At 29.9% G+C, this 20,153-nt stretch carries 33 protein-coding genes; all 33 read right to left on the bottom strand.

Translation table 11 applies throughout. The features are described 5' to 3' along the window. Window positions 1-191 (bottom strand): hypothetical protein (locus tag PF569_03920; GenBank protein ID MDA3855381.1); only part of this gene is annotated, 191 nt, incomplete at its 3' end. After that, window positions 191-2,032: a hypothetical protein gene (locus PF569_03915; protein MDA3855380.1), complete on the bottom strand. Its 1,842-nt coding sequence runs from the start codon at window positions 2,030-2,032 to the stop codon at window positions 191-193. The genes PF569_03915 and PF569_03920, both read right to left, overlap by 1 nt. A 35-nt stretch (window positions 2,033-2,067) precedes the next feature. Then, complete coding sequence (locus PF569_03910) at window positions 2,068-2,310, bottom strand: hypothetical protein (protein ID MDA3855379.1); 243 nt, start codon at window positions 2,308-2,310, stop codon at window positions 2,068-2,070. Window positions 2,311-2,386: 76 nt separating this feature from the next. Then, window positions 2,387-2,572, bottom strand: a complete 186-nt coding sequence (locus PF569_03905) for a hypothetical protein (protein ID MDA3855378.1) — start codon at window positions 2,570-2,572, stop codon at window positions 2,387-2,389. Beyond that, window positions 2,569-3,054 (bottom strand): hypothetical protein, encoded by a 486-nt coding sequence (locus PF569_03900; protein MDA3855377.1) that lies wholly within the window; start codon window positions 3,052-3,054, stop codon window positions 2,569-2,571. The genes PF569_03905 and PF569_03900 overlap by 4 nt, the downstream gene beginning before the upstream one ends. A 53-nt stretch (window positions 3,055-3,107) precedes the next feature. After that, a complete protein-coding gene (locus PF569_03895) occupies window positions 3,108-3,278 on the bottom strand; it encodes a hypothetical protein (GenBank protein MDA3855376.1) in 171 nt (56 codons plus the stop codon). A 177-nt stretch (window positions 3,279-3,455) separates the two neighbouring features. Then, on the bottom strand, window positions 3,456-4,010 hold the full coding sequence (locus PF569_03890) for a hypothetical protein (protein MDA3855375.1): 555 nt from the start codon (window positions 4,008-4,010) through the stop codon (window positions 3,456-3,458). A gap of 12 nt (window positions 4,011-4,022) precedes the next feature. Next, window positions 4,023-4,931 carry a hypothetical protein gene (locus PF569_03885; protein MDA3855374.1) on the bottom strand — a complete coding sequence of 303 codons (909 nt, stop codon included), beginning with the start codon at window positions 4,929-4,931 and terminating at the stop codon, window positions 4,023-4,025. Between the two features lie 197 nt (window positions 4,932-5,128). Beyond that, window positions 5,129-5,701 carry a hypothetical protein gene (locus tag PF569_03880; protein ID MDA3855373.1) on the bottom strand — a complete coding sequence of 191 codons (573 nt, stop codon included), beginning with the start codon at window positions 5,699-5,701 and terminating at the stop codon, window positions 5,129-5,131. 166 nt (window positions 5,702-5,867) lie between these two features. After that, window positions 5,868-8,105 (bottom strand): hypothetical protein, encoded by a 2,238-nt coding sequence (locus PF569_03875; GenBank protein ID MDA3855372.1) that lies wholly within the window; start codon window positions 8,103-8,105, stop codon window positions 5,868-5,870. Next, window positions 8,102-8,431 (bottom strand): hypothetical protein, encoded by a 330-nt coding sequence (locus tag PF569_03870; GenBank protein MDA3855371.1) that lies wholly within the window; start codon window positions 8,429-8,431, stop codon window positions 8,102-8,104. Before PF569_03870 ends, PF569_03875 begins: the two co-directional genes overlap by 4 nt. Window positions 8,432-8,434: 3 nt before the next feature. Continuing rightward, entirely contained in the window at window positions 8,435-9,415 is a 981-nt protein-coding gene (locus tag PF569_03865) for a hypothetical protein (protein ID MDA3855370.1), read from the bottom strand. 342 nt (window positions 9,416-9,757) lie between these two features. After that, a complete protein-coding gene (locus PF569_03860) occupies window positions 9,758-10,192 on the bottom strand; it encodes a hypothetical protein (protein ID MDA3855369.1) in 435 nt (144 codons plus the stop codon). 18 nt (window positions 10,193-10,210) lie between these two features. Further along, complete coding sequence (locus tag PF569_03855) at window positions 10,211-10,387, bottom strand: hypothetical protein (GenBank protein MDA3855368.1); 177 nt, start codon at window positions 10,385-10,387, stop codon at window positions 10,211-10,213. A 90-nt stretch (window positions 10,388-10,477) separates the two neighbouring features. Beyond that, the gene (locus PF569_03850; GenBank protein ID MDA3855367.1) at window positions 10,478-10,657 is read right to left on the bottom strand and encodes a hypothetical protein; all 180 of its coding nucleotides are present in this window, start codon (window positions 10,655-10,657) and stop codon (window positions 10,478-10,480) included. 47 nt (window positions 10,658-10,704) lie between these two features. Continuing rightward, the gene (locus PF569_03845) at window positions 10,705-11,181 is read right to left on the bottom strand and encodes a hypothetical protein (protein MDA3855366.1); all 477 of its coding nucleotides are present in this window, start codon (window positions 11,179-11,181) and stop codon (window positions 10,705-10,707) included. Then, window positions 11,178-11,486, bottom strand: coding sequence for a hypothetical protein (locus PF569_03840; GenBank protein ID MDA3855365.1), 309 nt, complete (start codon window positions 11,484-11,486; stop codon window positions 11,178-11,180). Before PF569_03840 ends, PF569_03845 begins: the two co-directional genes overlap by 4 nt. Continuing rightward, window positions 11,476-11,817 carry a hypothetical protein gene (locus tag PF569_03835; GenBank protein MDA3855364.1) on the bottom strand — a complete coding sequence of 114 codons (342 nt, stop codon included), beginning with the start codon at window positions 11,815-11,817 and terminating at the stop codon, window positions 11,476-11,478. The genes PF569_03840 and PF569_03835 overlap by 11 nt, the downstream gene beginning before the upstream one ends. Beyond that, on the bottom strand, window positions 11,814-12,146 hold the full coding sequence (locus PF569_03830) for a hypothetical protein (GenBank protein ID MDA3855363.1): 333 nt from the start codon (window positions 12,144-12,146) through the stop codon (window positions 11,814-11,816). Before PF569_03830 ends, PF569_03835 begins: the two co-directional genes overlap by 4 nt. Continuing rightward, window positions 12,143-12,478 carry a hypothetical protein gene (locus tag PF569_03825; GenBank protein MDA3855362.1) on the bottom strand — a complete coding sequence of 112 codons (336 nt, stop codon included), beginning with the start codon at window positions 12,476-12,478 and terminating at the stop codon, window positions 12,143-12,145. Before PF569_03825 ends, PF569_03830 begins: the two co-directional genes overlap by 4 nt. Further along, window positions 12,475-12,825, bottom strand: coding sequence for a hypothetical protein (locus PF569_03820; protein ID MDA3855361.1), 351 nt, complete (start codon window positions 12,823-12,825; stop codon window positions 12,475-12,477). Before PF569_03820 ends, PF569_03825 begins: the two co-directional genes overlap by 4 nt. Window positions 12,826-12,827: 2 nt before the next feature. Then, window positions 12,828-13,274 (bottom strand): hypothetical protein, encoded by a 447-nt coding sequence (locus tag PF569_03815; protein ID MDA3855360.1) that lies wholly within the window; start codon window positions 13,272-13,274, stop codon window positions 12,828-12,830. Then, on the bottom strand, window positions 13,271-13,618 hold the full coding sequence (locus PF569_03810; GenBank protein ID MDA3855359.1) for a hypothetical protein: 348 nt from the start codon (window positions 13,616-13,618) through the stop codon (window positions 13,271-13,273). Before PF569_03810 ends, PF569_03815 begins: the two co-directional genes overlap by 4 nt. Before the next feature lie 63 nt (window positions 13,619-13,681). Beyond that, window positions 13,682-14,863 (bottom strand): AAA family ATPase, encoded by a 1,182-nt coding sequence (locus tag PF569_03805; protein ID MDA3855358.1) that lies wholly within the window; start codon window positions 14,861-14,863, stop codon window positions 13,682-13,684. 38 nt (window positions 14,864-14,901) lie between these two features. Continuing rightward, on the bottom strand, window positions 14,902-15,261 hold the full coding sequence (locus PF569_03800) for a hypothetical protein (GenBank protein ID MDA3855357.1): 360 nt from the start codon (window positions 15,259-15,261) through the stop codon (window positions 14,902-14,904). A gap of 3 nt (window positions 15,262-15,264) precedes the next feature. Then, window positions 15,265-16,443: a VWA-like domain-containing protein gene (locus PF569_03795; protein MDA3855356.1), complete on the bottom strand. Its 1,179-nt coding sequence runs from the start codon at window positions 16,441-16,443 to the stop codon at window positions 15,265-15,267. Next, window positions 16,415-16,756, bottom strand: a complete 342-nt coding sequence (locus tag PF569_03790) for a hypothetical protein (protein MDA3855355.1) — start codon at window positions 16,754-16,756, stop codon at window positions 16,415-16,417. Before PF569_03790 ends, PF569_03795 begins: the two co-directional genes overlap by 29 nt. Window positions 16,757-16,800: 44 nt before the next feature. Next, window positions 16,801-17,196 (bottom strand): hypothetical protein, encoded by a 396-nt coding sequence (locus PF569_03785; GenBank protein ID MDA3855354.1) that lies wholly within the window; start codon window positions 17,194-17,196, stop codon window positions 16,801-16,803. Window positions 17,197-17,224: 28 nt separating this feature from the next. Next, complete coding sequence (locus tag PF569_03780; GenBank protein MDA3855353.1) at window positions 17,225-18,628, bottom strand: hypothetical protein; 1,404 nt, start codon at window positions 18,626-18,628, stop codon at window positions 17,225-17,227. Window positions 18,629-18,679: 51 nt separating this feature from the next. Continuing rightward, the gene (locus PF569_03775) at window positions 18,680-18,868 is read right to left on the bottom strand and encodes a hypothetical protein (protein MDA3855352.1); all 189 of its coding nucleotides are present in this window, start codon (window positions 18,866-18,868) and stop codon (window positions 18,680-18,682) included. 3 nt (window positions 18,869-18,871) lie between these two features. Beyond that, window positions 18,872-19,600, bottom strand: a complete 729-nt coding sequence (locus PF569_03770) for an ATP-binding protein (GenBank protein ID MDA3855351.1) — start codon at window positions 19,598-19,600, stop codon at window positions 18,872-18,874. After that, window positions 19,597-19,797: a DNA methyltransferase gene (locus PF569_03765; GenBank protein ID MDA3855350.1), complete on the bottom strand. Its 201-nt coding sequence runs from the start codon at window positions 19,795-19,797 to the stop codon at window positions 19,597-19,599. Before PF569_03765 ends, PF569_03770 begins: the two co-directional genes overlap by 4 nt. Then, on the bottom strand, window positions 19,778-20,047 hold the full coding sequence (locus tag PF569_03760) for a hypothetical protein (protein ID MDA3855349.1): 270 nt from the start codon (window positions 20,045-20,047) through the stop codon (window positions 19,778-19,780). The genes PF569_03765 and PF569_03760 overlap by 20 nt, the downstream gene beginning before the upstream one ends. Window positions 20,048-20,153: the final 106 nt, after the last annotated feature.

Raw genomic sequence — 20,153 nt, 5'->3', positions numbered from 1 at the left:
AGATTATTCCAATCTATCTTATTTTCTAAATGAGGGAACTTTTGAAAGTGAGCAATAATTTCATCTTTCTGTTCCTGAGATAAAGAAGGAATTTTATTGATTAAATGATCTTTCTTTTCCAGTAAGTCTGTTAGTAGTGTACGTACATCATAGTTCTTTTCTTCTAAAAACTTTTTAATAAAATTATTCATTATCCTATTACCTCTTCAGATATTTCTTGTAGTTTTCTATTTCTACTCTTATTTAAAATAGTTAGGTTAATCTCTAAAAGTTTATTGTTTTTAGTAAAAGAGCTATAGTAATGTCTATAATTTGATATCCCTTCTGTTAGACCTAGTTTCTTTTTATTCATAAAATAGACTTCTCTTACAAGTTCTTCTGAAAGATAACCACCTTTAATCTTTTCTTTTATTTTTTTAATCTTAGACTCCTCAATGGGTTCTTTTGACTTTTGATAAATCTTTACCCATTTGTCAATATCTTCAGGACTAAGAAAAGAATGATCTGAAAAAATTTGCTGTACTACTTCTACTGGTAAAGACTCTCCTCTATCTAATCCTAAAGAGTCTCCTAAATCTGATAGAATAGTTTTTGCTAAGCTGATACTATCGGATTTAAGTCTCATTTTATCACTATTAACTTCTTCTACAGGGAAATGCATATATAGTTCAAACTCAGTGTCTTCTCCATCAAATTCACCAGTAAGCATTAAATGAGTTCTATAAAGATAAGTAAGTTGTTCTAAAATAGCTGATTGATTAGCATATACTTTTCTAGCAAATACTTTAGATTGTTGTAATAAATTCTGTCCTGAGTTACCCCATGATCTATCACCTTGTTTAATATATCCAGGGGGTATTCCAGTAGACATTTCTAAATCTTCTCTTTTTGCATCTAAGTCACCTAAAGCTTTAAGGTCAATACGAGATTCTTTTAGAGTAAAGTCATATAGACCATCTACTGTGAAAATAGGCTCATTGATAGTAAGTTCATCAGGATCTTTAGAGTTTTGATTTATATTATTAATCATTTGTCTAACTCTATTAACTTGCTGATATACTTCTACCTCAGTCATATCATCCCCTTTTTTGATTGTATATATTTCTTTTGGAAAAGAAGCACTTCTAGCAGAGTCTATTAACATCTCAGTAGCTTTAAAGCTTTTATATCTTGCCAAAGAACCAATAAACAATGGTCTTCCATAAGGGGCAAATTCTGAATGGTTAGAATATCTTCTAAAATGACAAACATTCCATGGAGGTAGAGCATTACCAGCTATATCTACAAACCCCATTAAGTATGATTTATACATTGCATTATAATTATCATATTTTTTATTAGTAAGCATATCAGCAATATCTTTAAGTCCTTTTTCTCTACTACTTATACTAGCAATAGCCCCTTGCTGTTCTTTAGTCATAGAAGATAAAGCCTTAACAGGATTAAATTCTAAACGATCTTTAATTAAAAAAGGAGATAATGGAGTTACTTCTGTAATACCTTTTAGTAAATCTACAGATACAGCCATAAAATCATCAGCATAAACAGTGAGATTCCATGAGATATTTCTGAGTACATTATCACTAATACCAATAGAGTCTAACCAGCTATAGAAATGTTTTTCAATATCTTTTTTCTTACCATTGATTCCTATAGTATTACCAGATTCATCAGCAGTAATAGCTTCCTCAGTATAGGTAGTAGCTGAAGTCCACATTAAACCTTCATTATAGATCATATATTCCAGTTCTTTATATCTGGCTATTCTATGATTATAATCAGCACCTTGTTCACCTAATATGGTAGCATTAGATTCAAAATAATTCCATGCTTTCTGAACTTCAGAGTTCATTTCTATAGGAATTATTCTTTGAGCATCTTTAGCATTTTCAGCGTCTTTAGGATTAACTCTACCAGGATAGACTTTCTTTACTCCATTGGTAGACTTCTTAGATAGACTAAACCTTTTAAAAAGTCTTTGAAAACCATTATTCTTTTTTTGTGTATTGTTAAGTTTTTTTTGTTTTGCCATGAATTAAAACCTCTCTAGTAGAATAGTTAGTATATTTAATAGAAGGTTTTTTGGTCCCTAGACATTTTACTATAGTTCATTTCATTATCCATTTTTAATGCACGACAATTATCAGGGATAGTGGTAGAAGTAGAAAGCAGATCAGCCCTAATATCTCTCTCCATATCACCACCACATTTAGGACAGTCTAAACTATTAGGTAAATTGTCATTAATTGAATATTGGAAAACATCACTGTAACTACAATTTTTTGTAGAACATTTATAAGAATAACGCATAAAAAATCCTCCATATAAATTAGTTTATATGAAGGATAGTTAATTTTTTTATTATATACTAAAAATAGATTATATTTTAAAATAACAATTCTTCTAAGTAGTCTGGTTCAAGACCCCATCTATCCATACAATAGTCATAGGGAATTTCCCCATCTTCCAAAAGAGAATTGAGTTCTATTTTAGCATCTTCAATCTCTTCTCTTGCATCAGCTTCACTCATTCCATCTCTTTCCATCAACACTTTCAATAATGATTCACTCATACTAATTTACCTACCTTTGTTATTATACTGCATTGAAGGAAGTCAGAAGTAACAGTTTGTCTAAATTGAATAAGAGTACTCCCATCAGCATAGATTTTAGTTTGCCAAACATTAACATCTTCATTAGGTATTAATATACCATCTCTATTTTCTATAATACATTTTTCTTGTTTATTAGTATTAAAACAATGCAGATCAAAAAATCTACTATCATAATATCCATCAGGATAGGCAATGTCTTTAGGATATAAATGTATTACATTAAACTCCTTCAAATCAGAGTTTAAAGTATATTTATCAAGTAGATTAATCTTAGATTGTACTTTAGAAGGATATACTAATGGTTTATTGACTAGACTCTCATATAGTTTAAAAGCCATATTTGTTTCTTCTTCCATATATTGATAATCAAATTGTTCAAAGTCATAGTCTAATTGTAGTTTCTTACACTGATTTTCAAATTCCTGTTTTATATTCCTCATTTCATTTCTCCTTTAAAAAACCAATTTTCTAAAATATTAGAAATCTTTATCTTCTATTCCATCTCAAACTTGTTTATTGTTTTTCCGTTATCTTTAGTCCATCGGTATATTACAATATCTGAATCATAAGCGAAGAAGGAAGGTAAACACCAGTTGATAGGGTATAGGCCAGTTTCTACATCAAACTCATACATACAAACTCTAACATCAGAGTTATTAACCAAAAAGTACAAAACCTCCTCTCGGGTCATAATTCGTTTCTTACACTGATTTTCAAATTCCTGTTTTATGTTCTTCATTTCATTTCTCCTTTTAATATCTTATATATAAGAGTATATATGATAGAGAGACTATTGTCAAGAGAAAGTTTTAATTATTTTTCTGTAGTCTATCCTAATATTTTACTGATTGATATCAATAAAATATTTAAAGATATTCTTTAATAGTCTATGTGCTAGAAACCCATCAGTACAAGAAAATATTAGAATACCTCCTATAAATAGATATAACACCTCATTGAAGTCGTTTTCCAAAAAGAACTTATGATTAGATATAGTAAAACCAGAGCTATCTACTGATATATTTTCATTGTTCTGGAGATAATCTTTCATCATAGTTTCAAAAGCATTATCTTTATTGTTATCTTGTATATTAGATTCATTATCACTATAGCATAAAAGTAGCCCATCTACTTTTTTACATAAACTATCCTCATCCTCATTATGGAATATAGTATATGATACCCCATTCTCAGTATTTTCAGCTTTAAAATCATATACATGATCTTTAGTCTCATATATTGTATATAATATTTCCTCCTCATATCCCATAAAAGGAATATCTATGTATAAACATATTTCCTCTTGATGTTCTTCAGGTGCATAATCATCATCCACCAAGATACCACAACTCAGTCCTTTTTTTAGTAAACTCCTATTTAAACTTCTTAAACTCATATTAATACCTCCTTAATATGTTACTTCTTTACCTTGATCCCAAACTTCCCAAGCATTAACTTCTTCCATCTCTCCTGTTTTCTTATTCTTTTCCATTTTAGTAGCTTTATATGTTCCATGATAATCAGCTAGGTTACTTTCAACTTCAAGAGGAATTCCATTATATTCAGGATAGTCTTTTTCACCAAATTCATGAACAATCTTAATAAACTCTTGTTCTTCGGAATTGATAGAATACATCTCACCAGCATCATGAATACACCCCATAATATAACTTCTTAAATTATGTTCTCTAGTATAATTCCATACATCTAATAACCATCTATTCACTACCACACTTTCAAAAGACTGTACTCTACTATTGATAGATATATTTTGATTATTCTTAATTTTAATATTTGAAGAGTCTTTTCCTTTATAGTATAGGTAAGGAAGTCTTCTAATAATACCATGAGATGATCTTGTAAAACCATCATTTTCAGCATCAGCAATACATTTATCAATCCATGCTTTAAGCACCTTATATTTTTTAAAGAAGTTCTCTCTAAAGAATGAAGCAATTACCCAAACATTAGCAAAATGATCTTTATCTCCGATAGTAGTAAACATATCAATTTCTTTTTCAACTTCTGATTCTTGTGGAGAATTACCATATAATACAGCTTTCCTTCTTTTCACCTTATAGGTTAAATCATTATTCATTACAAAATCTCTAGCTTCTTCTTTAGTCCATTCATCATATAGTGATTGCTGTGCAAAAGAGAAAGCACTAGTGCCGAATAAAAGTGAGAAATTGCAATTTCCAGAAACATATTTCCCTTTATCTCCTACTACAATTAGCTCATGACTAGGAACATCAAAACAATATACATTCTTTTTTTCTTTCTTTCTAATTATCCTTTTGATACCAACTGTGTTCATCTAACACTCCTCCTCTAATTCTAATACCTAAGTTAATTTCTGTTATTATTTTATACTTATATTCTTTTTTAGTACAGTAGTCAATAAGAGTATCCAATTTAACCTTAGTGAGCTACCCAAAGTTAAAACTTTGGGCTTCTTGTTGAAAAATAGTAAGGTAATAAGCATACCAACCAAATATAGTTGAAAGAAATTCATTATTGGTTTCCTCCTGTTTTAAAATAAGGGTTTAGATTTATATATCTTTCAAAATAATCTACATTTTGTTCTTTGGCTACTGTTTGCCATATAAACCAAGTATAAGCAGAAACACCGCCTCTTTTAGGATTATCTGTATCTTCTTCAGTCATAAAAAACTTTGGTCTCATTAGATATTTTCCTCTATAATAGGGCATATCCATGAATAAGCTTTGAAACTCATTATAGTTAGTTACATTCTGAGGAAGGATACTGATAATATGATCAGCAATAGTAAAAGCCTTATACATGAAGTTTTTCTTATCACTATAGGGAGAGTTCATGATTATATAATCATAATGGTCTAATTCTAAATGAAAGTTTCTACCATATTTAAGGTCATACTCAGTGATATTATTATATCCATATTCCCTTAATACATCTCCTATAGCATAGTTACCACAGCAGGGGTCAAGTATTTTTGCTTTTTTTGGTATTTTATGATTATCCAAGACAGCCCTTACACAAGGTTTAGGTGTTTTGTAATCATCCCCTGTATTTCCTCTTCTACTATGTGCATCTGCATTTCCCATATTTTATTTTACCTCTTTACTTAAAATAATAGCGATAAGAGCAACTATACATATTATTACTTGATCTAATAGACTATCAATATGAAATAACCTTTCTACAATAGCCCATATTACTGATACAATAAATATTATCGTTAATGCTGTTATTCTTTTCATAGTCACTCCTTTAAATCTCAATCATATTGATATCAAAGTTAGTTGTCAAGTAGGTCTTCATAGCTTCTTTATGGGTAATGTAGATAGTCTGTCCATAGATATCATTCATACCTCCCATAGTTTCATACATAGCTTCAGCATTGATATCATCAGCAGATTCATCAGGTTCATCTAATAATAGACAATCTAACCCTAGTGATTTATTAAAAGAATTAATAAAAGCAAGCTGGATAATCTTTCTTTCTGCCCCTGAAGTACCACCTCTCGCTGAAATCTTTCTATCACCTTCACCATATAATAACTTAATAGAACTAGCATTTTTCTTAAACTCAATTCCTAAATCTCTATCATATATCTGATTAATAAACTTATTCATATCATATTCAATTTCATCTATCTTTGAATCAATTACAAAGTTAGGGAAATCTTTTAGAAGAACATCTTTGACTAATTTATTATCAATAATAGACTGAGTAGTATTATCCTTATCCTTATGGGTTTTCTTTAGTTTTTTCTTATCTTCTTTTTCTTTCTTTTCCTCTTCAGTATTAGCTATCTTTATTCTTTCTATATCTTCTTTTACTTTAGTATAATGAGAGAGTTCACTTTTCAATGTAGAAAGGCTTCTTTCCAGAGAGTCTTTTCTATGAGTCTGTTTTTCAATTTCAGCAATCTTCTCTTCCAGACTAGAGATTTTAGACTCTTTTAGCTTAATAGACTTATCAATACTAAATAGTTTATTTCTATAAGAATCAGCTTGATTAGCCTTATCTTTTAGTGATTCAATATCTTTGTCAAGGATTATAATTTGATGTTCTATATCCTTAATTTTAGATTCACACTCTATTATTTCAGCTTCATAGGCTACTATCACCTGATCAATATTATATAGGTCTTGTGTAAGAAATCTATTTATTTCTTCAGTATATTTAGCTATAGAAGACTCAGCTATTCTTTTTGCTTCCTTTACTTCATCATTTTTTCTCTTAATAGCTTCAATATCAGCTTTTTCAGTTTCAAGTTCTTTAACTTCCTTATTAAGAATAGAAATAGTTTTCTGAAGGACTTTTATATCATTCTCCTTGTCTTCAGTAGAATGAATATCCCATGGTCTATTACAGGTAGGACAATTACCAGATCTTATATTAGAGATTTCTTTTTCTAAATGCTTTAGATTAGTCTCCGCAATAGTCAACTCTTTATATTTCTGATCTAGTAAAGACTGATCAAAAGATTTTATTCTTTTAACCTTAGCTTCCATGACTTCTTCAAAACCTTGTGTATGATCTTTAATCATTGATTCAGTATCAACTCTTCTTAGCTGTCTTTCAGATTCAGCATCTTGTTTTTCTTTATCAAGATCGTAGGACTTCAAATTATTTTGATAATCAGTAAGACTATTTTGAAGATCATCCTTTCTTAAATTTAGTTTATCTTCCTCACTAGAGATATTATCTATAGACTGTAAGGTTTCTTCAATGGAAGAATATTCTGTTTTGAGTTCTGTTATTTCATTATAAAGAGATTGTTTATTATCCTTCAGTATATTAACCTGTGCAATATCCCCTTCCAGTTCCTTGAGGATTGTCACTATAGACTCTTTCTCTTTTACCTTGCTCTCATACTCTGTTTCCAAGAAAGGAAGTTCTGGTAGTTCTGATAGAGTATATGTTTGATTTTCTAATAGGTATATATCTTTCTCAATTTGTGTTAACTGATCTTGAAGTTCTTTAATCACTGGTTCAATATGTTCTTTTACTTTTTTAGAGAAATCAAGATTCTGAACCTGTTTAAGAAGTTCTCTCCTCTCTGCATCTTTACACTCTACAATTTCTGCTTCACGTTGTTTTGATATTAAGGCATAGCTCATAATTTCAATATTAAATACTTCATTAAGAAACTTATTTACATCAGAGTTCTCAGCTACGAATTTATCATCAATATATAGTGATCGTTTGGAAGTCCCTGTATTACCTTTCTTACTATATTCCATCTCAATATAATATTCATGTTCCTCATGACCAAACTTAATATTAATATAAAATCTATTTTCCTTATTATAGTAATTACATAGTGACTCCATTTTATCAGGCTTCTTATCAAATAGTAGAAGATTAATTATATCAATAATGGTGGATTTCCCTTTTCCGTTTCTACCTAGAATAAGATTTGCACCTTTTTTGAAAGTGAAGGTTCTTTTTCCTTGGTAAGCTTTAAACCCATCTGCTGTTATACTATCTATTCTCATAATTTCACCTCAATTTTTCCGTTATCTTTAGTTCCTAATTTGTTATTTATACTATGTACTATATTATATAAGTTGTCAATAGCCTCTTCATAAGTAATAGTGGTAATAATATCACCGTCTATAGTTTTTCCCCTATATATAGTTTTATTTGGGTTAATAACTAGTCTATAGGGACTATAAGTACTAATATAGCAAATATTTATAGTAGGTTTTTGGTGACTTATCCATTCCCATCCTTTATCTTCTAGCCAACCAAGAAGAATACTAAACTGTTCTTTATTACTACATATTACGATTGATCCTTTCAAAAGAGAATTTCTAAACATTGTTTATTCCTTTAAAATAGTTTCTACTATATCTGAAACTTTATCAGATAATCCAGATTGTTTTCTATATAGCTTAAAATATTCTGATAGAGAAATATTATCATTATCCCCTCTATTTTCTTCTATATCTATTTCTTTTTGAGTTTTCTTTCTCTCTATTCTACGATAATAGAAGTCTTCATCCTGACTCTTATAATAGTCTATAGCTTGTTTTTTATCCAGTGCTTCTTTAACTGTCCAGATAGTATACTTATAATTTGATTCAGCTAAATTATCAGGATAAGTTACTTCTTTATATCCTACATATACAGGTATCTCTATAGCTTCTGATTCTTTTGTATCAGTATCTATAACATACATATATTTCTTTTGATCACGTTCAGTATAAGAGTTTGGAGATATAGACCCTAAATAGCTTCCACCTTTATCCAAATTAAAATTATGATCATGACCAAATACTCTTTGATTAATATTAAGATAAGATAAGTCAATTCCTTTATGACCACCAAAATCTCTTGTTTCATCCATGATATGAGCAAAACAGAAATCAATAGGTGTATGAATATCTAAGTTCTCATAAGTAGACTTCATTTCCTTACCATAGAAGTAAGGTAGATAAAGCATATTACAATTTTCTTCTTTATTAACTTTCCAATGAGATATTATTTTAACATTAGACAGGGAGAGAAAAGTATGGTTATTACTACCCTTTCTATTCTTATCATGATTTCCTTCTAAAATCTCTATCAATGGTATTTTAATTCTATGTTGAAAAAGATTCAGGAAGAAATCATTGATAGCCCCTTGGTTCATAGATTTCTCAGTCAAGTCACCAATTAGTAATAAGCTATCGTAACTGTCATTATTGTAATCGCTGTTACAAAACCACTCGAAAAACTTTATTATACCTAACTGATAGGGCATTTCTCTACCACCAGATATTAGTTCTCTATAATGTATATCACCTAATACTAATTTTTTCATTATTTATCCTCTTTTTAGTTTCCTTAGTTATTATTCTAAGAAAGTCTGGTTTTTGAAAATTTATATTATCTAAGCTATAGGTTTTTCTGTTACCTAAAATAAAAGACGTTAAGTTAGTGGTGAGCTACCCAAAGTTAAAACTTTAGGCTTCTTGTTTCAACGAAAATTGCTTAAAATAATTTAAGTCTGACATCTTCTCCACAAGCATTTGATTGGTACGCTCCATACCAAATTGTTTTAAACCTTCAATAAGAATATTATTTGCAGAATGGATATCTCGATCTTGAGTCTATCACAGCATTACCTCCATTGAATCCACTATACACCCTTTAGCTATCCCCCTTAATTTCTCCATCCACCAATATGATATTTATCCCAAATAATAGCAACCTCATAGGCTAATTTTTGATCTTTATTCACAAAATAGTAATAGAACATCTGAAGAAAACTAAAGAATCTATTACCATATACAATTTCTCCAAACTCTTTCATATCTTTCTCGGTACATTCACCATTAGTATAACTAACTACTAAGGCTTCTGCTTTTTCTAATAAATTATCAAAATTCTCTTCTAAATACTCAATAGCAGTAGAATCCTTAAATCCTTCTAAAGCTTCTGATTCTAAATATTTTTTGTAATTTTCTCTTGTAATTAAAGTTGGTTCACAAATAGGAGGTTCTGAATTAATTAAATTCATAATCATAACAGTACACCATTCTTTAACCTCTTGATAACTTGCTGTTTCATCACCAATTACATAAGTCTTCTCTTTCATCTTAATCCTCCGATCATATTATGATCTATCTGTTAATTCACCTGAAGAGTGAAGTCCCTTCATCTCATTATTAGTTAATATAAACTTTTCCTTTCCTTCTTTAAAATATGCTGTTAAAACATATTCCTGAGAATTCTTTTTCTTAACAGTTACTCTAACCTTATTCTTTATAGTCCAATAATATTTTCCTTCCATAATCTTCTCCATCTACTCATGTTCATAAGAGTATATTATAATTTTAGGTATAATCAGAAATAATATCAGAAATAATGTCACTATACATAATTATTTACCCCCTTTAATTATGGTTTCAAACTCTAGCTCATTAGGGAGAGTAAAAGAGTGATTTGTCCATAAGGATGCTAATTCATTAGCTTTATCTCTTGCTTCTTCACCACTACTAGAATTGACTACATCATCAATCTTAGTAAACTGTTCCAAACTATACTTAGTATGTCTATTCATTGTAAACACCTCCAATTATTTTAATATAGGGTATTCAATATTTAGTGTCAACCCTTTTTTATTTCCTGTAACTTGTTCCACATTTCTTCACCTATGAATCTAATCCATATCTGATCCCTTTCTTCTTTGGTAATTAATTCATGTTCTCTAGTAAAAGGATTATGATATGTATCAATATATGTATGGAACTCTCTAGGTGCAATTAAAATATTATCAGGATTATTAGATAAAGAATTAATGCTACATTCTCCTTTACCTATAATATGACAAGGATCAAGAGTAGCAAATTTACCATATAGATTATCATAGTAATCATATTCAGCCTTAGTAAGTCTATCAAAGAACTGTTCAGCATTAGGATTTCTTCTATAAGCTTCTTCTCTACATTCTCTCCAAGCATTAATCTTATTCTGTTTCTTAATCCATTTTGTATATTGATATTTAAGACCTTGCTTAATTTCTATAAGACCATTGATAGTCTGTCCATTCTGTTCATAATAGTCTTTATACTCTTCAAAAGTCATTCACCTAACCTCTTTTTGATATTCATAATTAAAGAAAAACAAATATCAATAGCGTCTTCATAAGATATAATAGTTTCTGCATAAGATAATCTAAAGTGGTCGATATCACCCATTGTACCCCTAGAGAGTCTATAGTAAGACATTTCTTTGTGAAATTCCCATCTAGTATTGTTTATAAACGATTCACCATTAGCCCACACTACACCTTCACTATCAGCCCATTCTAAAAGCTTTTTTGCTTTCTCTTCTGTATTACAATGAACTACAATAGATCCCTCGGTTAGAAGTTCTTTCTTAAATCGCATTTAATTCCTCCTGTAGTATAGAAACAATATATTCAGTTCTGTCAAAAATGAATGTTTTTACTTCACCATCATGTAATTCAGCTCTATATTGATTAGACGTTCCATCAACTAAACCTACAGAACTTATAGTAAGAGCCCAATCTGAAATTCTTTTTCCCGATTTATGGAAAATAGCAAAGTAAGTATTACCAGCAACATAAAAATCTGATTCTCCATTAACTACACCTCCATGTGATAGAAATCTCCACCATCCTGAAATACGTTTATCAGTATCCATATCAAAGATAGCTTTTTTAGTCTTTTGTCTGTTAGGTCTTCTATTATAGCTCATTTTAGTTTTCCTTTTAGCATAGAAACAATAAACTTTATTTTATCAAAAGTTAGTGTTTTTATTTCATAGTTTTTTATATCAACTGTATATTCATTAGAAGTCCCACCTACTAAACCATTATGCCAAATATATTCCCACCAATCTGAAGCTTGAACTCCTGATTTATGAAAAATTGCTTCGTAACCCTCACTACTTATAGCAATATAAAAATCTGATTCTCCACTAACTAATCCATTAACCCAAATATAGTCCCACCAGTCTGAAATCTGTTTTCCAGATTCATCAAAGATTGCTTTTTTATCTTTATCTTCTCTTATTTCATATTTCATTTCATTTTCTCTTTTAATTTATCTACAATAAATTTAGTTCTGTCGAAAATTAGTGTTATTTCTTTACTATCATCAGAGATAAAAGTATATTCATTTGAATTTCCATAAACTAAACCATTAATAAAAATACTAGGCCACCATTCTGAAGCTTGAACTCCTGATTTATGAAAAATAGCTTTTTTATGATCGTATTGTCTCCGAACAAGATAAAAATCAGATTCTCCATAAACTAAACCATTAACCCAAATATAGTCCCACCAGTCTGAAATCTGTTTTCCAGATTCATCAAAGATTGCTTTTTTATCTTTATCTTCTCTTATTTCATATTTCATTTTAGTTTTCCTTTTATAGATTGAACCAATAATTTAATAGGATCAATAGTATATTTAGTAAATATCCCCCTAGAAGTAACACACATATAATTATTACTCAAACTATATAATATATCATTACCCCAAACTGAGCATACCCATCCTGATATATTTATTCCTGATATATGAAATAGGGCTTCTTTATCTAAGGTCTTAGCTACATAATAGTTTTCAGAACTGCCAATGATTATGTTATAATACCACTCAGAAACTCTATCGTTATCCATATCACTATCTATTCTAAATAAAGCTACTACATTATCTATGATATCATTATTTTCTCTTCTAACTAGATGATACTTCTCCATTTTTAATACCCTGAAGATCCAAATCCATTCTCTCCCCTTACTCTATTAGATTCATATATAACATCTTCAGGGATAGGTGTAACTTCAAGAATTCCTTGTGCTACTTTATCCCCTTGATTAAATACATATCTATCATCAGTATGATTGTTAAATTGTAGTTTCATTTCACCTCTATAATCCTGATCGATTACCCCTGCTGTAGTAACTGATATGTGCTTCTTAATGGCTAGTCCTGATCGACTACGGATGTTTAACCATAATAGGCTGTTATTCCCTATCTCGCCTTGATAGTCTTCAGGATGCCATGATATCCCTGTATCAACAGTCATTAGACTATGGGGTTCTAGTATAACATCTTCATCAATATAGAAGTCAAACCCTGCTGAATATCTTGAAGATTTAGTTGGGAGTTTAGCTGTACTAGTTAGTTTTTTAAAATTTAATCTCATATTTTCCTCTCATATATTTTATTTTTAAGTTGATCCATAATAAACTTTGTTTTATCAAAAGTTAGGGTTTTAAATTCATGTTTTTCATTTTCAACTATGTAGTCATTAGAAGTTCCACTAACTAAACCATTAAGTTTAATATCATACCACCACTCTGAAATCTGAATTCCTGATTTATGGAAAATAGCTTCTTTACCATCCTCTCTACCAGCAAGATAAAAATCAGATTGATCATAAACTAAACCATCGGGATATATGTAGTTCCACCATTCAGAAACTTGTTTTCCAGTTTCATCAAAAATTGCTTCTTTAGCATTTCCATTTTTTCTTATATTATAAGTCATTTTAGTTTCCTATACAACTATAGAAAACCAGACTACAGTTTATATAGTCTGGTATTATTATAGTTATTCTTTTTCAGTAGTTTCTTCTTTATAGAAGTCCTGAAATACTGACCAGTATCTTGTCATGAGATAGAATACTGTCTTTAGTTTCTTCTTCTCGTTACTACTACCTTTCATTTCCAAAACCTTTTCAGGAGTTCCACTACTGATATACTCTAAGAGTTTATTCATATTTTCTTCATTATTTGAGATTGCTACAAAGGTTTCATCATCAAATACATCTCTAAAATATGAAGCTTTTTCATCGGAATGAATAATGTCTATGAACTCACAAAGATTGGTAATCCTTTTATTAGTAAGTGCAATACCTTTCTTTTTAATGTCAGCTAGAAGTCTTGACTTTCTTGCCCTATCAAACTTTTTAACCTTTTCAGCTACAGTAGGCCAGCTATCTAGGATAGTAGTACCGTTAATCATTTCCAGTTCATCGAGATAGTTTACAAAGGAAGAAGCTACCATAGGTCCAATATAGTTCTTTGCAAATTCTTTACAAAGAGCAATCCTTTCAATATCATCTTCTGCTGTACGTGTAACAAACTTTGAAAGATTTGTCCAAGTACGATTAGTAGGATTCATTCTTGACTTGCTTTCTTCATTATAATGATAAAAATGTTCTGTACGATGATCCAGATAATCCAGTATGTAACTCCAGACATTTTCTTTACCATACATCTTTTTCCACTCATTATAGTTGATATTGTAATCAACATAGATAAGTCTACCCCAAAGAGCAGTATCCATCTCTTCTACTTCAGCACCATCAGAGCGAGAAGTTCCATCATCCCCTACATTACCAGTAGCAATAAAATAGATATTATCATTTAATGCATATCTACCTACTCTACGCTCATTCAATATCTGTAGACAAGCATTACGATTTTCCAGAGGGGCACGATTTAATTCATCAAAATTTACCAGTGTAGGTACATCAGCATTATTAGCTTCATAAGCCCACTCAGGTATAGACCTCTTAGTTAAAGTTAAACCATCTCTAGTATCTTTCAAAGGGATACCAGCAATATCAGCAGAGTCTTCTTGGGATAGAATAAACTGTTCATATCTCCATCCATTTCTTCTTGCAATTTCTTCAGCAATAGCAGTCTTACCTGTACCTGGAGGACCCTCTAAATATAATACCCCTGCTTGTGCCTTAATCAATGCTTCCCATTTTTCAATCTTGTTCATACTCATTTCTTTTCTCCTTGATATTCAATATAAGTATTTTAATTTATATTTAATTTCTTGTCAACCCTTTTTTTTAACATATCCATAATAAACTTTGTTTTATCAAAAGTGAATGTTTTATATTCATGTTTTTCATTTTCAACTATGTAGTCATTAGAAGTTCCACTAACTAAACCATTAAGTTTAATATCATACCACCATTCTGAAATCTGAATTCCTGATATATGGAAAATAGCTTCTTTAGCATCTTCTCTAGATACAATATAAAAATCTGATTTTCCATTCACTAAACCATTCTCCCAAATATGAAACCACCAATCTGAAATCTGAATTCCAGATTCATCAAAAATTGCTTCTTTACTATCTCTATTTCTATCTATTTTAATTTCATAAGTCATAGATTAGTCCTTAATTACAATCTGAGTAACTTTTCCTTGTCCATTACTGATAGGACATTTTGTTTCAGTAGATAGGATCAATACTTTATTATTTAACCCTAGTAGTTTAAGATCGTCAGTATATCCATCAGTAAGGATAATAGTAGAATATTTATTATATCTCTCTACAATCTTATCAATAGCTGGTTGGATAGTAGTACCGCCACAACCCTGAATTCTTAGCTTATTCATTTGAGTCTTAGTCTTAATCTTTTCAATAGCCTTGATTTCAGTATCTACTTGGAACATATTTACTTCATATCCACTATGGAAGATATAAGACAGAGCTTTTTCAAAAGAACCATGCATAGAACCAGAAACATCTAATATGATATTAAACATCTTTTTATATTTAACCCTACCTCTAAACAGATCTCCTCTACTAGAAAATCTCTTCCAGGTTTTTTGCTTTTGAGAAGAACCTAAACCACTGATACTACTTTTGATCATACGGATATAGTTTTTTCTGGAAGGTCTTAACCTATTAATCATTTCTTCCATATCAGCAGATAATGTGCCTCGATTCTTAGCCCTATCAATCAGTTCACTAACAATAACTTCTTTTTCTTCTTCAGTAACAGTGTCTTCAATATGAACATCAATATTTTCCTTATCTAGTTCTGAATAGCCATAAGAGTCAGTATTTTCACCCTTCTTTTTAATTTGTTCTGTTTCTTCAGGATGTTTTTCTACATACCACTCATAAAGCTTCTCTAGGGTATGCTCTCCTTTGTAATCTTCAGGAATAAAATAACCAACATCTTCATCCTCTTCATTTTTTATAGTGTTTACTTTATCCTGTTTACAGAAATGGTTTTTAATCTCTGTATTGATAATCATATCTCCCACTACATTCCCAACGTGGTGATTTAGAGCTTTTTGGTGAATACGCCCTGAGTGATTACATACAAGATGAAGTATCTCATGTAGGATTAAGAAGTTTATTTCAGATTGTGGGAGATTATTAATAAACTCTGTATTATATACAAAGTTCATTCCCTTCTCAGTAACATTAACCCCTGTTGTAGGAATTGTTTTATTTTCTGAGATATTACAAGCTAGAAAGACTTCACTCCAAAAATTGTAAGTGTGAATGAGATAGTAACTTGCCTCTTTAATTTTTTCGTTCTGTAGTTGAATCATTTAATCTCTCCTTTACCATAGTATATAGTTTCCTAGTATAATCGTCAATAGCATCTTCATAAGTAATTATATTATAGTATTCTTTATTATTGTTAGTGTTACTAAAGAACTTTTTAGAACTAAATGAATTCTCAGCTATTCTATAGCAAGTATCTTCTTCATAAAAAGACCATTTATTAGTATCTAAATAAGAATCATTAGCCCATCTTCTTCCTTCACTATCAGCCCATTCTAAAAGCTTTTTTGCTTTCTCTTCTGTATTACAATGAACTACAATAGATCCCTCGGTTAGAAGTTCTTTCTTAAATCGCATTTAATCTCTCCTTTATCATAGACTATATGAAGATAACTAGTTTGTCAAGAAGTTTTTTTCTGTTTGGCTTTTTTCTTTTTAGCTTCTTGCATTTTCTTTACAGCTTTCAATCTATTTTCTTTAACCTTATGTTCATGTTTATCCATTCTTTGTTCATATACTTCTATCCAATCTAAAACATCTTCAGTAGTTAATATCCCCACAGGAGACTCACCTACATAAATTCCTGTTCTAATTAAAGATTCTCTTTTTCTATCTATGTAGATATACTCATTATTTGTAGTATTCCTATGGATATTTGTCATAATGATATAGAAAACCTTTTCTTTTCCTCTTGTCGTGATAGTAAATAATGCTCTTTTATCATTACACCTACAAGCATCTTCAAATGGTTTATTCTTCAGTAGTTTTTTATTCCATTTTAATTTTTTATATTCCATAGAAGCACCTCTAATATGATAGTTAGTTTTAGTCACCTAAGTCAATTTGTTCATCATCTCTGTATGGGAATAAAGTATTCTTATCAAAATCACATAAATACATAACCTTTCCAAGTTTTCCTCGATTCTGTTTCATGACATACGTATACATAACATCATCAGCAACCCTTACTTCTGGATCATCAGCCCCAAGATACATTATACCATAGTGTTTAGGTCTAAAGAGTAAAAGAATTTGTCTTGCCCTTTCATATATAGCACCTGAATTCTTAATCGTTTCAGGACTAGGCTTTAATTTATCAAATATTTCTTCATAGGATTCTATCTTAACTTTATCTGAAGGTCTTCTTAACTGGAAGATACCTACTACATGAACATTCAAATCTTTTGCTATTTCACTATGTAATTTATTCATAGCCAATTCATATACACTTGCCAGATTACCTTTACTATTATTAAAATCAGATAGCATAGACATAAGATCAACAAAGATTACAGGGTTTACCATTGTCTTAGGCATTTTCTTTAAGTATTTTTTAATCAATATTTTTAAATCTGTTATGCTTAAAACTGATTCATCACAAAAATAAAATGTATCATGGTCTTTATATTTATTATATAGTTTATCTAGCTTATCAAAAGTAGAAGAAGGAATTTTTTCTTCCATATCATCTTCAATATCCAACCCTTTTAATTCAGCATCCTTTATCTTTCCAATAGCTGATATAGAAGGATCAGCAAAAGCCTCTTCACTCATTTCAAGGGAAAAGTACATTGTAGGTAATCTCTTTACAATTCGTTTGTTGATTAGGTATCTTGTATAAGTTGTTTTACCTATACCTGAAGAAGCACCGATGATTGTAATTTCTCCCTTTGACATAGGATAGGATAAAACAGAATCTAAATGACTATCCCCTGAAGTAAGATAATCTTCTGAACTATTTCTTTCTTCTAATGTCTTTTTATGATCCTTAATAATTTCTCCATAAGTTTTTACATTATGGGAGTCACCTTCTATATTAGATAATAACTCTTCACCTTCCTGAATAATCTCTTTTAATGTATCAAGATTTCTATTTTTCCTATTTATCTGATCCATCAATTTTTCAGAGAAGCTATTCTCAAATTGATTTACATAAAAATCTTCTCTTTGTCTTTTTAGATATTGAGGAAAACTTTCTACTTTAATATTAGTATCAAGTATATCATCATATAGTGACATAGGGACATTATTATCATCAGCAGTATATTTCCTCCATGAATCAATATTACAATCTTCACCATATTTAACTATTTTTAATAGTGAGCTATATAGCTGGTCTCCTTGTGGTGTTAGGAAGAATTGATTATTTTCACTGATTAAATCAGGATTCTCAAAATATGTCTTCAGTAGTTGTCTTTCATTAATTGATATTGCATCTCTTTTAGCCACTTAGTCTCCCCTCTTAGTTCCAAATAATTCTGATAAATTAACTTTTTCCATTTATTTATCTCTATATGTATATTTCACAAAGTTCCAGCACCTAGTAGAACTAGAATAAATAGTATATTTTAAAACTACTTTATATTTTTCTAACCATAGTCTTCTATTCTCACTTACTCTTACAGGAAATAGAGCAAATCTATTAAGAACTTTTATGTCACCATCTCTATGCTTATCGTTTAAAATCATTTTTTACTCCCATAGTTTACTAATATCAAAACTATCAGCTACAGCTTTATAGTTATCTTCAAATATAAGTTGTGCTTTTACTTCTCTATTAATTAAATCCTGAATTGCACCTTCAAAAAACTCTCCTATATTATCATAGGGACTATTGGAAGAAAAGATTACATTCTTTTCATATATCTCCATTCTCTTCTTCAGAAATGGTAATATAAACTTCCTTTGCCAACCTGATTTATAAGTAGTTATTTTGTCTTCACTCATTTCATCAATTACTAATAGATCAGCTTCTTTCATGATTCTACTATATTTAGCTTGTAGAACTTCATCTCTATCAGCAAGTATTAAATCTTTAATTAGATCATCAGCTAGTATATAGTATACAGATTTATTTCTTTTTAGCAACTCTCTACAGATAAATCTTAATAGAGTTGACTTCTGAGTACCTACTGGACCATAGAAATATAAATGCCAACCTTGGAACTCATTAAACTTCTTAATGTAATTATCAATAGCTTTTAAGTTATTATTTCTATCCTTCCCTTTATACTGGTCAGTATCATATTTTAAAATAGATAAAGGAATATTTGATTTTCTTAACCTACTGGTAATGATCATCTCTTCCTGATAACTTTTCCAGCAGTTACACCTTTCTACAATCTTATTGCCCTGTGAATCTTCATTATGGATATATCCATTATCACAATTACCACAAGGTTTAAATTTCTTGATTCTCATAGATTAAATAATTTCCCCTCTTTGATTGTTTTTTTCTCACTATTAACTTCCATCTCTACTTCTTGTATTTTATCATAACCACTTATTCTTTCCTCTGCAATTTTAAAATACTTCTCATCTTTTTCAATCCCTATGAAATGTCTATTTAAATTTTTACAAGCTACTCCAGTTGTACCATTATTTAAAATTAAACTCATATACTCGCCTTATCCATTTGTAAAAATCATCTTCACTCATAGTATGTTTTGCAAAATTACAGTATTTACAACAAGCAACACTATTCTCTTTTGTATATCCAACCTTGCTGTCTACTCTATCGACCCCATTGCATTTTAATATATGATCTGAAAGTCTTTTATCTGTCTTCCTTTCGCTTAATCTGTCTTCAATCTCTTTTGAGTGTTTAAGTCCACAGTATTTACAATGGCTTTTAGGTGAGCTACCCAAAGTTAAAACTTTGGGCTTCTTGTTTCAACGATCAAACTTCAAAATTAAGTAAACTTATTTTTGAGAGGTCTTAATCTCTACAAGCGTAAATTCGGGTAACTCCTAC

It is taken from the genome of Candidatus Woesearchaeota archaeon, assembly GCA_027858315.1.
In the GTDB taxonomy this organism is placed as follows: Archaea; Nanobdellota; Nanobdellia; order Woesearchaeales; family UBA583; genus UBA583.
Note: the sequence above shows the minus strand (reverse complement) of the source record. Positions and strands in the feature narration are given on the sequence as shown.

What these genes read in the sequence shown, in the direction of transcription:
- PF569_03885 (MDA3855374.1), bottom strand. Translation starts at nt 4,931, where the DNA reads ATGAACACAGTTGGTATCAAAAGGATAATTAGAAAGAAAGAAAAAAAG.
- PF569_03860 (MDA3855369.1), bottom strand. Translation starts at nt 10,192, where the DNA reads ATGAAAGAGAAGACTTATGTAATTGGTGATGAAACAGCAAGTTATCAA.
- PF569_03900 (MDA3855377.1), bottom strand. Translation starts at nt 3,054, where the DNA reads ATGAGGAATATAAAACAGGAATTTGAAAATCAGTGTAAGAAACTACAA.
- PF569_03820 (MDA3855361.1), bottom strand. Translation starts at nt 12,825, where the DNA reads ATGGAGAAGTATCATCTAGTTAGAAGAGAAAATAATGATATCATAGAT.
- PF569_03870 (MDA3855371.1), bottom strand. Translation starts at nt 8,431, where the DNA reads ATGTTTAGAAATTCTCTTTTGAAAGGATCAATCGTAATATGTAGTAAT.
- PF569_03875 (MDA3855372.1), bottom strand. Translation starts at nt 8,105, where the DNA reads ATGAGAATAGATAGTATAACAGCAGATGGGTTTAAAGCTTACCAAGGA.
- PF569_03905 (MDA3855378.1), bottom strand. Translation starts at nt 2,572, where the DNA reads ATGAGTGAATCATTATTGAAAGTGTTGATGGAAAGAGATGGAATGAGT.
- PF569_03785 (MDA3855354.1), bottom strand. Translation starts at nt 17,196, where the DNA reads ATGGAATATAAAAAATTAAAATGGAATAAAAAACTACTGAAGAATAAA.
- PF569_03790 (MDA3855355.1), bottom strand. Translation starts at nt 16,756, where the DNA reads ATGCGATTTAAGAAAGAACTTCTAACCGAGGGATCTATTGTAGTTCAT.
- PF569_03830 (MDA3855363.1), bottom strand. Translation starts at nt 12,146, where the DNA reads ATGAAATATGAAATAAGAGAAGATAAAGATAAAAAAGCAATCTTTGAT.
- PF569_03765 (MDA3855350.1), bottom strand. Translation starts at nt 19,797, where the DNA reads ATGAGTTTAATTTTAAATAATGGTACAACTGGAGTAGCTTGTAAAAAT.
- PF569_03915 (MDA3855380.1), bottom strand. Translation starts at nt 2,032, where the DNA reads ATGGCAAAACAAAAAAAACTTAACAATACACAAAAAAAGAATAATGGT.
- PF569_03770 (MDA3855351.1), bottom strand. Translation starts at nt 19,600, where the DNA reads ATGAGAATCAAGAAATTTAAACCTTGTGGTAATTGTGATAATGGATAT.
- PF569_03825 (MDA3855362.1), bottom strand. Translation starts at nt 12,478, where the DNA reads ATGAAATATGAAATAAGAGAAGATAAAGATAAAAAAGCAATCTTTGAT.
- PF569_03850 (MDA3855367.1), bottom strand. Translation starts at nt 10,657, where the DNA reads ATGAATAGACATACTAAGTATAGTTTGGAACAGTTTACTAAGATTGAT.
- PF569_03880 (MDA3855373.1), bottom strand. Translation starts at nt 5,701, where the DNA reads ATGGGAAATGCAGATGCACATAGTAGAAGAGGAAATACAGGGGATGAT.
- PF569_03890 (MDA3855375.1), bottom strand. Translation starts at nt 4,010, where the DNA reads ATGAGTTTAAGAAGTTTAAATAGGAGTTTACTAAAAAAAGGACTGAGT.
- PF569_03805 (MDA3855358.1), bottom strand. Translation starts at nt 14,863, where the DNA reads ATGAACAAGATTGAAAAATGGGAAGCATTGATTAAGGCACAAGCAGGG.
- PF569_03910 (MDA3855379.1), bottom strand. Translation starts at nt 2,310, where the DNA reads ATGCGTTATTCTTATAAATGTTCTACAAAAAATTGTAGTTACAGTGAT.
- PF569_03865 (MDA3855370.1), bottom strand. Translation starts at nt 9,415, where the DNA reads ATGAAAAAATTAGTATTAGGTGATATACATTATAGAGAACTAATATCT.
- PF569_03855 (MDA3855368.1), bottom strand. Translation starts at nt 10,387, where the DNA reads ATGGAAGGAAAATATTATTGGACTATAAAGAATAAGGTTAGAGTAACT.
- PF569_03845 (MDA3855366.1), bottom strand. Translation starts at nt 11,181, where the DNA reads ATGACTTTTGAAGAGTATAAAGACTATTATGAACAGAATGGACAGACT.
- PF569_03810 (MDA3855359.1), bottom strand. Translation starts at nt 13,618, where the DNA reads ATGACTTATAATATAAGAAAAAATGGAAATGCTAAAGAAGCAATTTTT.
- PF569_03815 (MDA3855360.1), bottom strand. Translation starts at nt 13,274, where the DNA reads ATGAGATTAAATTTTAAAAAACTAACTAGTACAGCTAAACTCCCAACT.
- PF569_03800 (MDA3855357.1), bottom strand. Translation starts at nt 15,261, where the DNA reads ATGACTTATGAAATTAAAATAGATAGAAATAGAGATAGTAAAGAAGCA.
- PF569_03795 (MDA3855356.1), bottom strand. Translation starts at nt 16,443, where the DNA reads ATGATTCAACTACAGAACGAAAAAATTAAAGAGGCAAGTTACTATCTC.
- PF569_03775 (MDA3855352.1), bottom strand. Translation starts at nt 18,868, where the DNA reads ATGATTTTAAACGATAAGCATAGAGATGGTGACATAAAAGTTCTTAAT.
- PF569_03840 (MDA3855365.1), bottom strand. Translation starts at nt 11,486, where the DNA reads ATGCGATTTAAGAAAGAACTTCTAACCGAGGGATCTATTGTAGTTCAT.
- PF569_03835 (MDA3855364.1), bottom strand. Translation starts at nt 11,817, where the DNA reads ATGAGCTATAATAGAAGACCTAACAGACAAAAGACTAAAAAAGCTATC.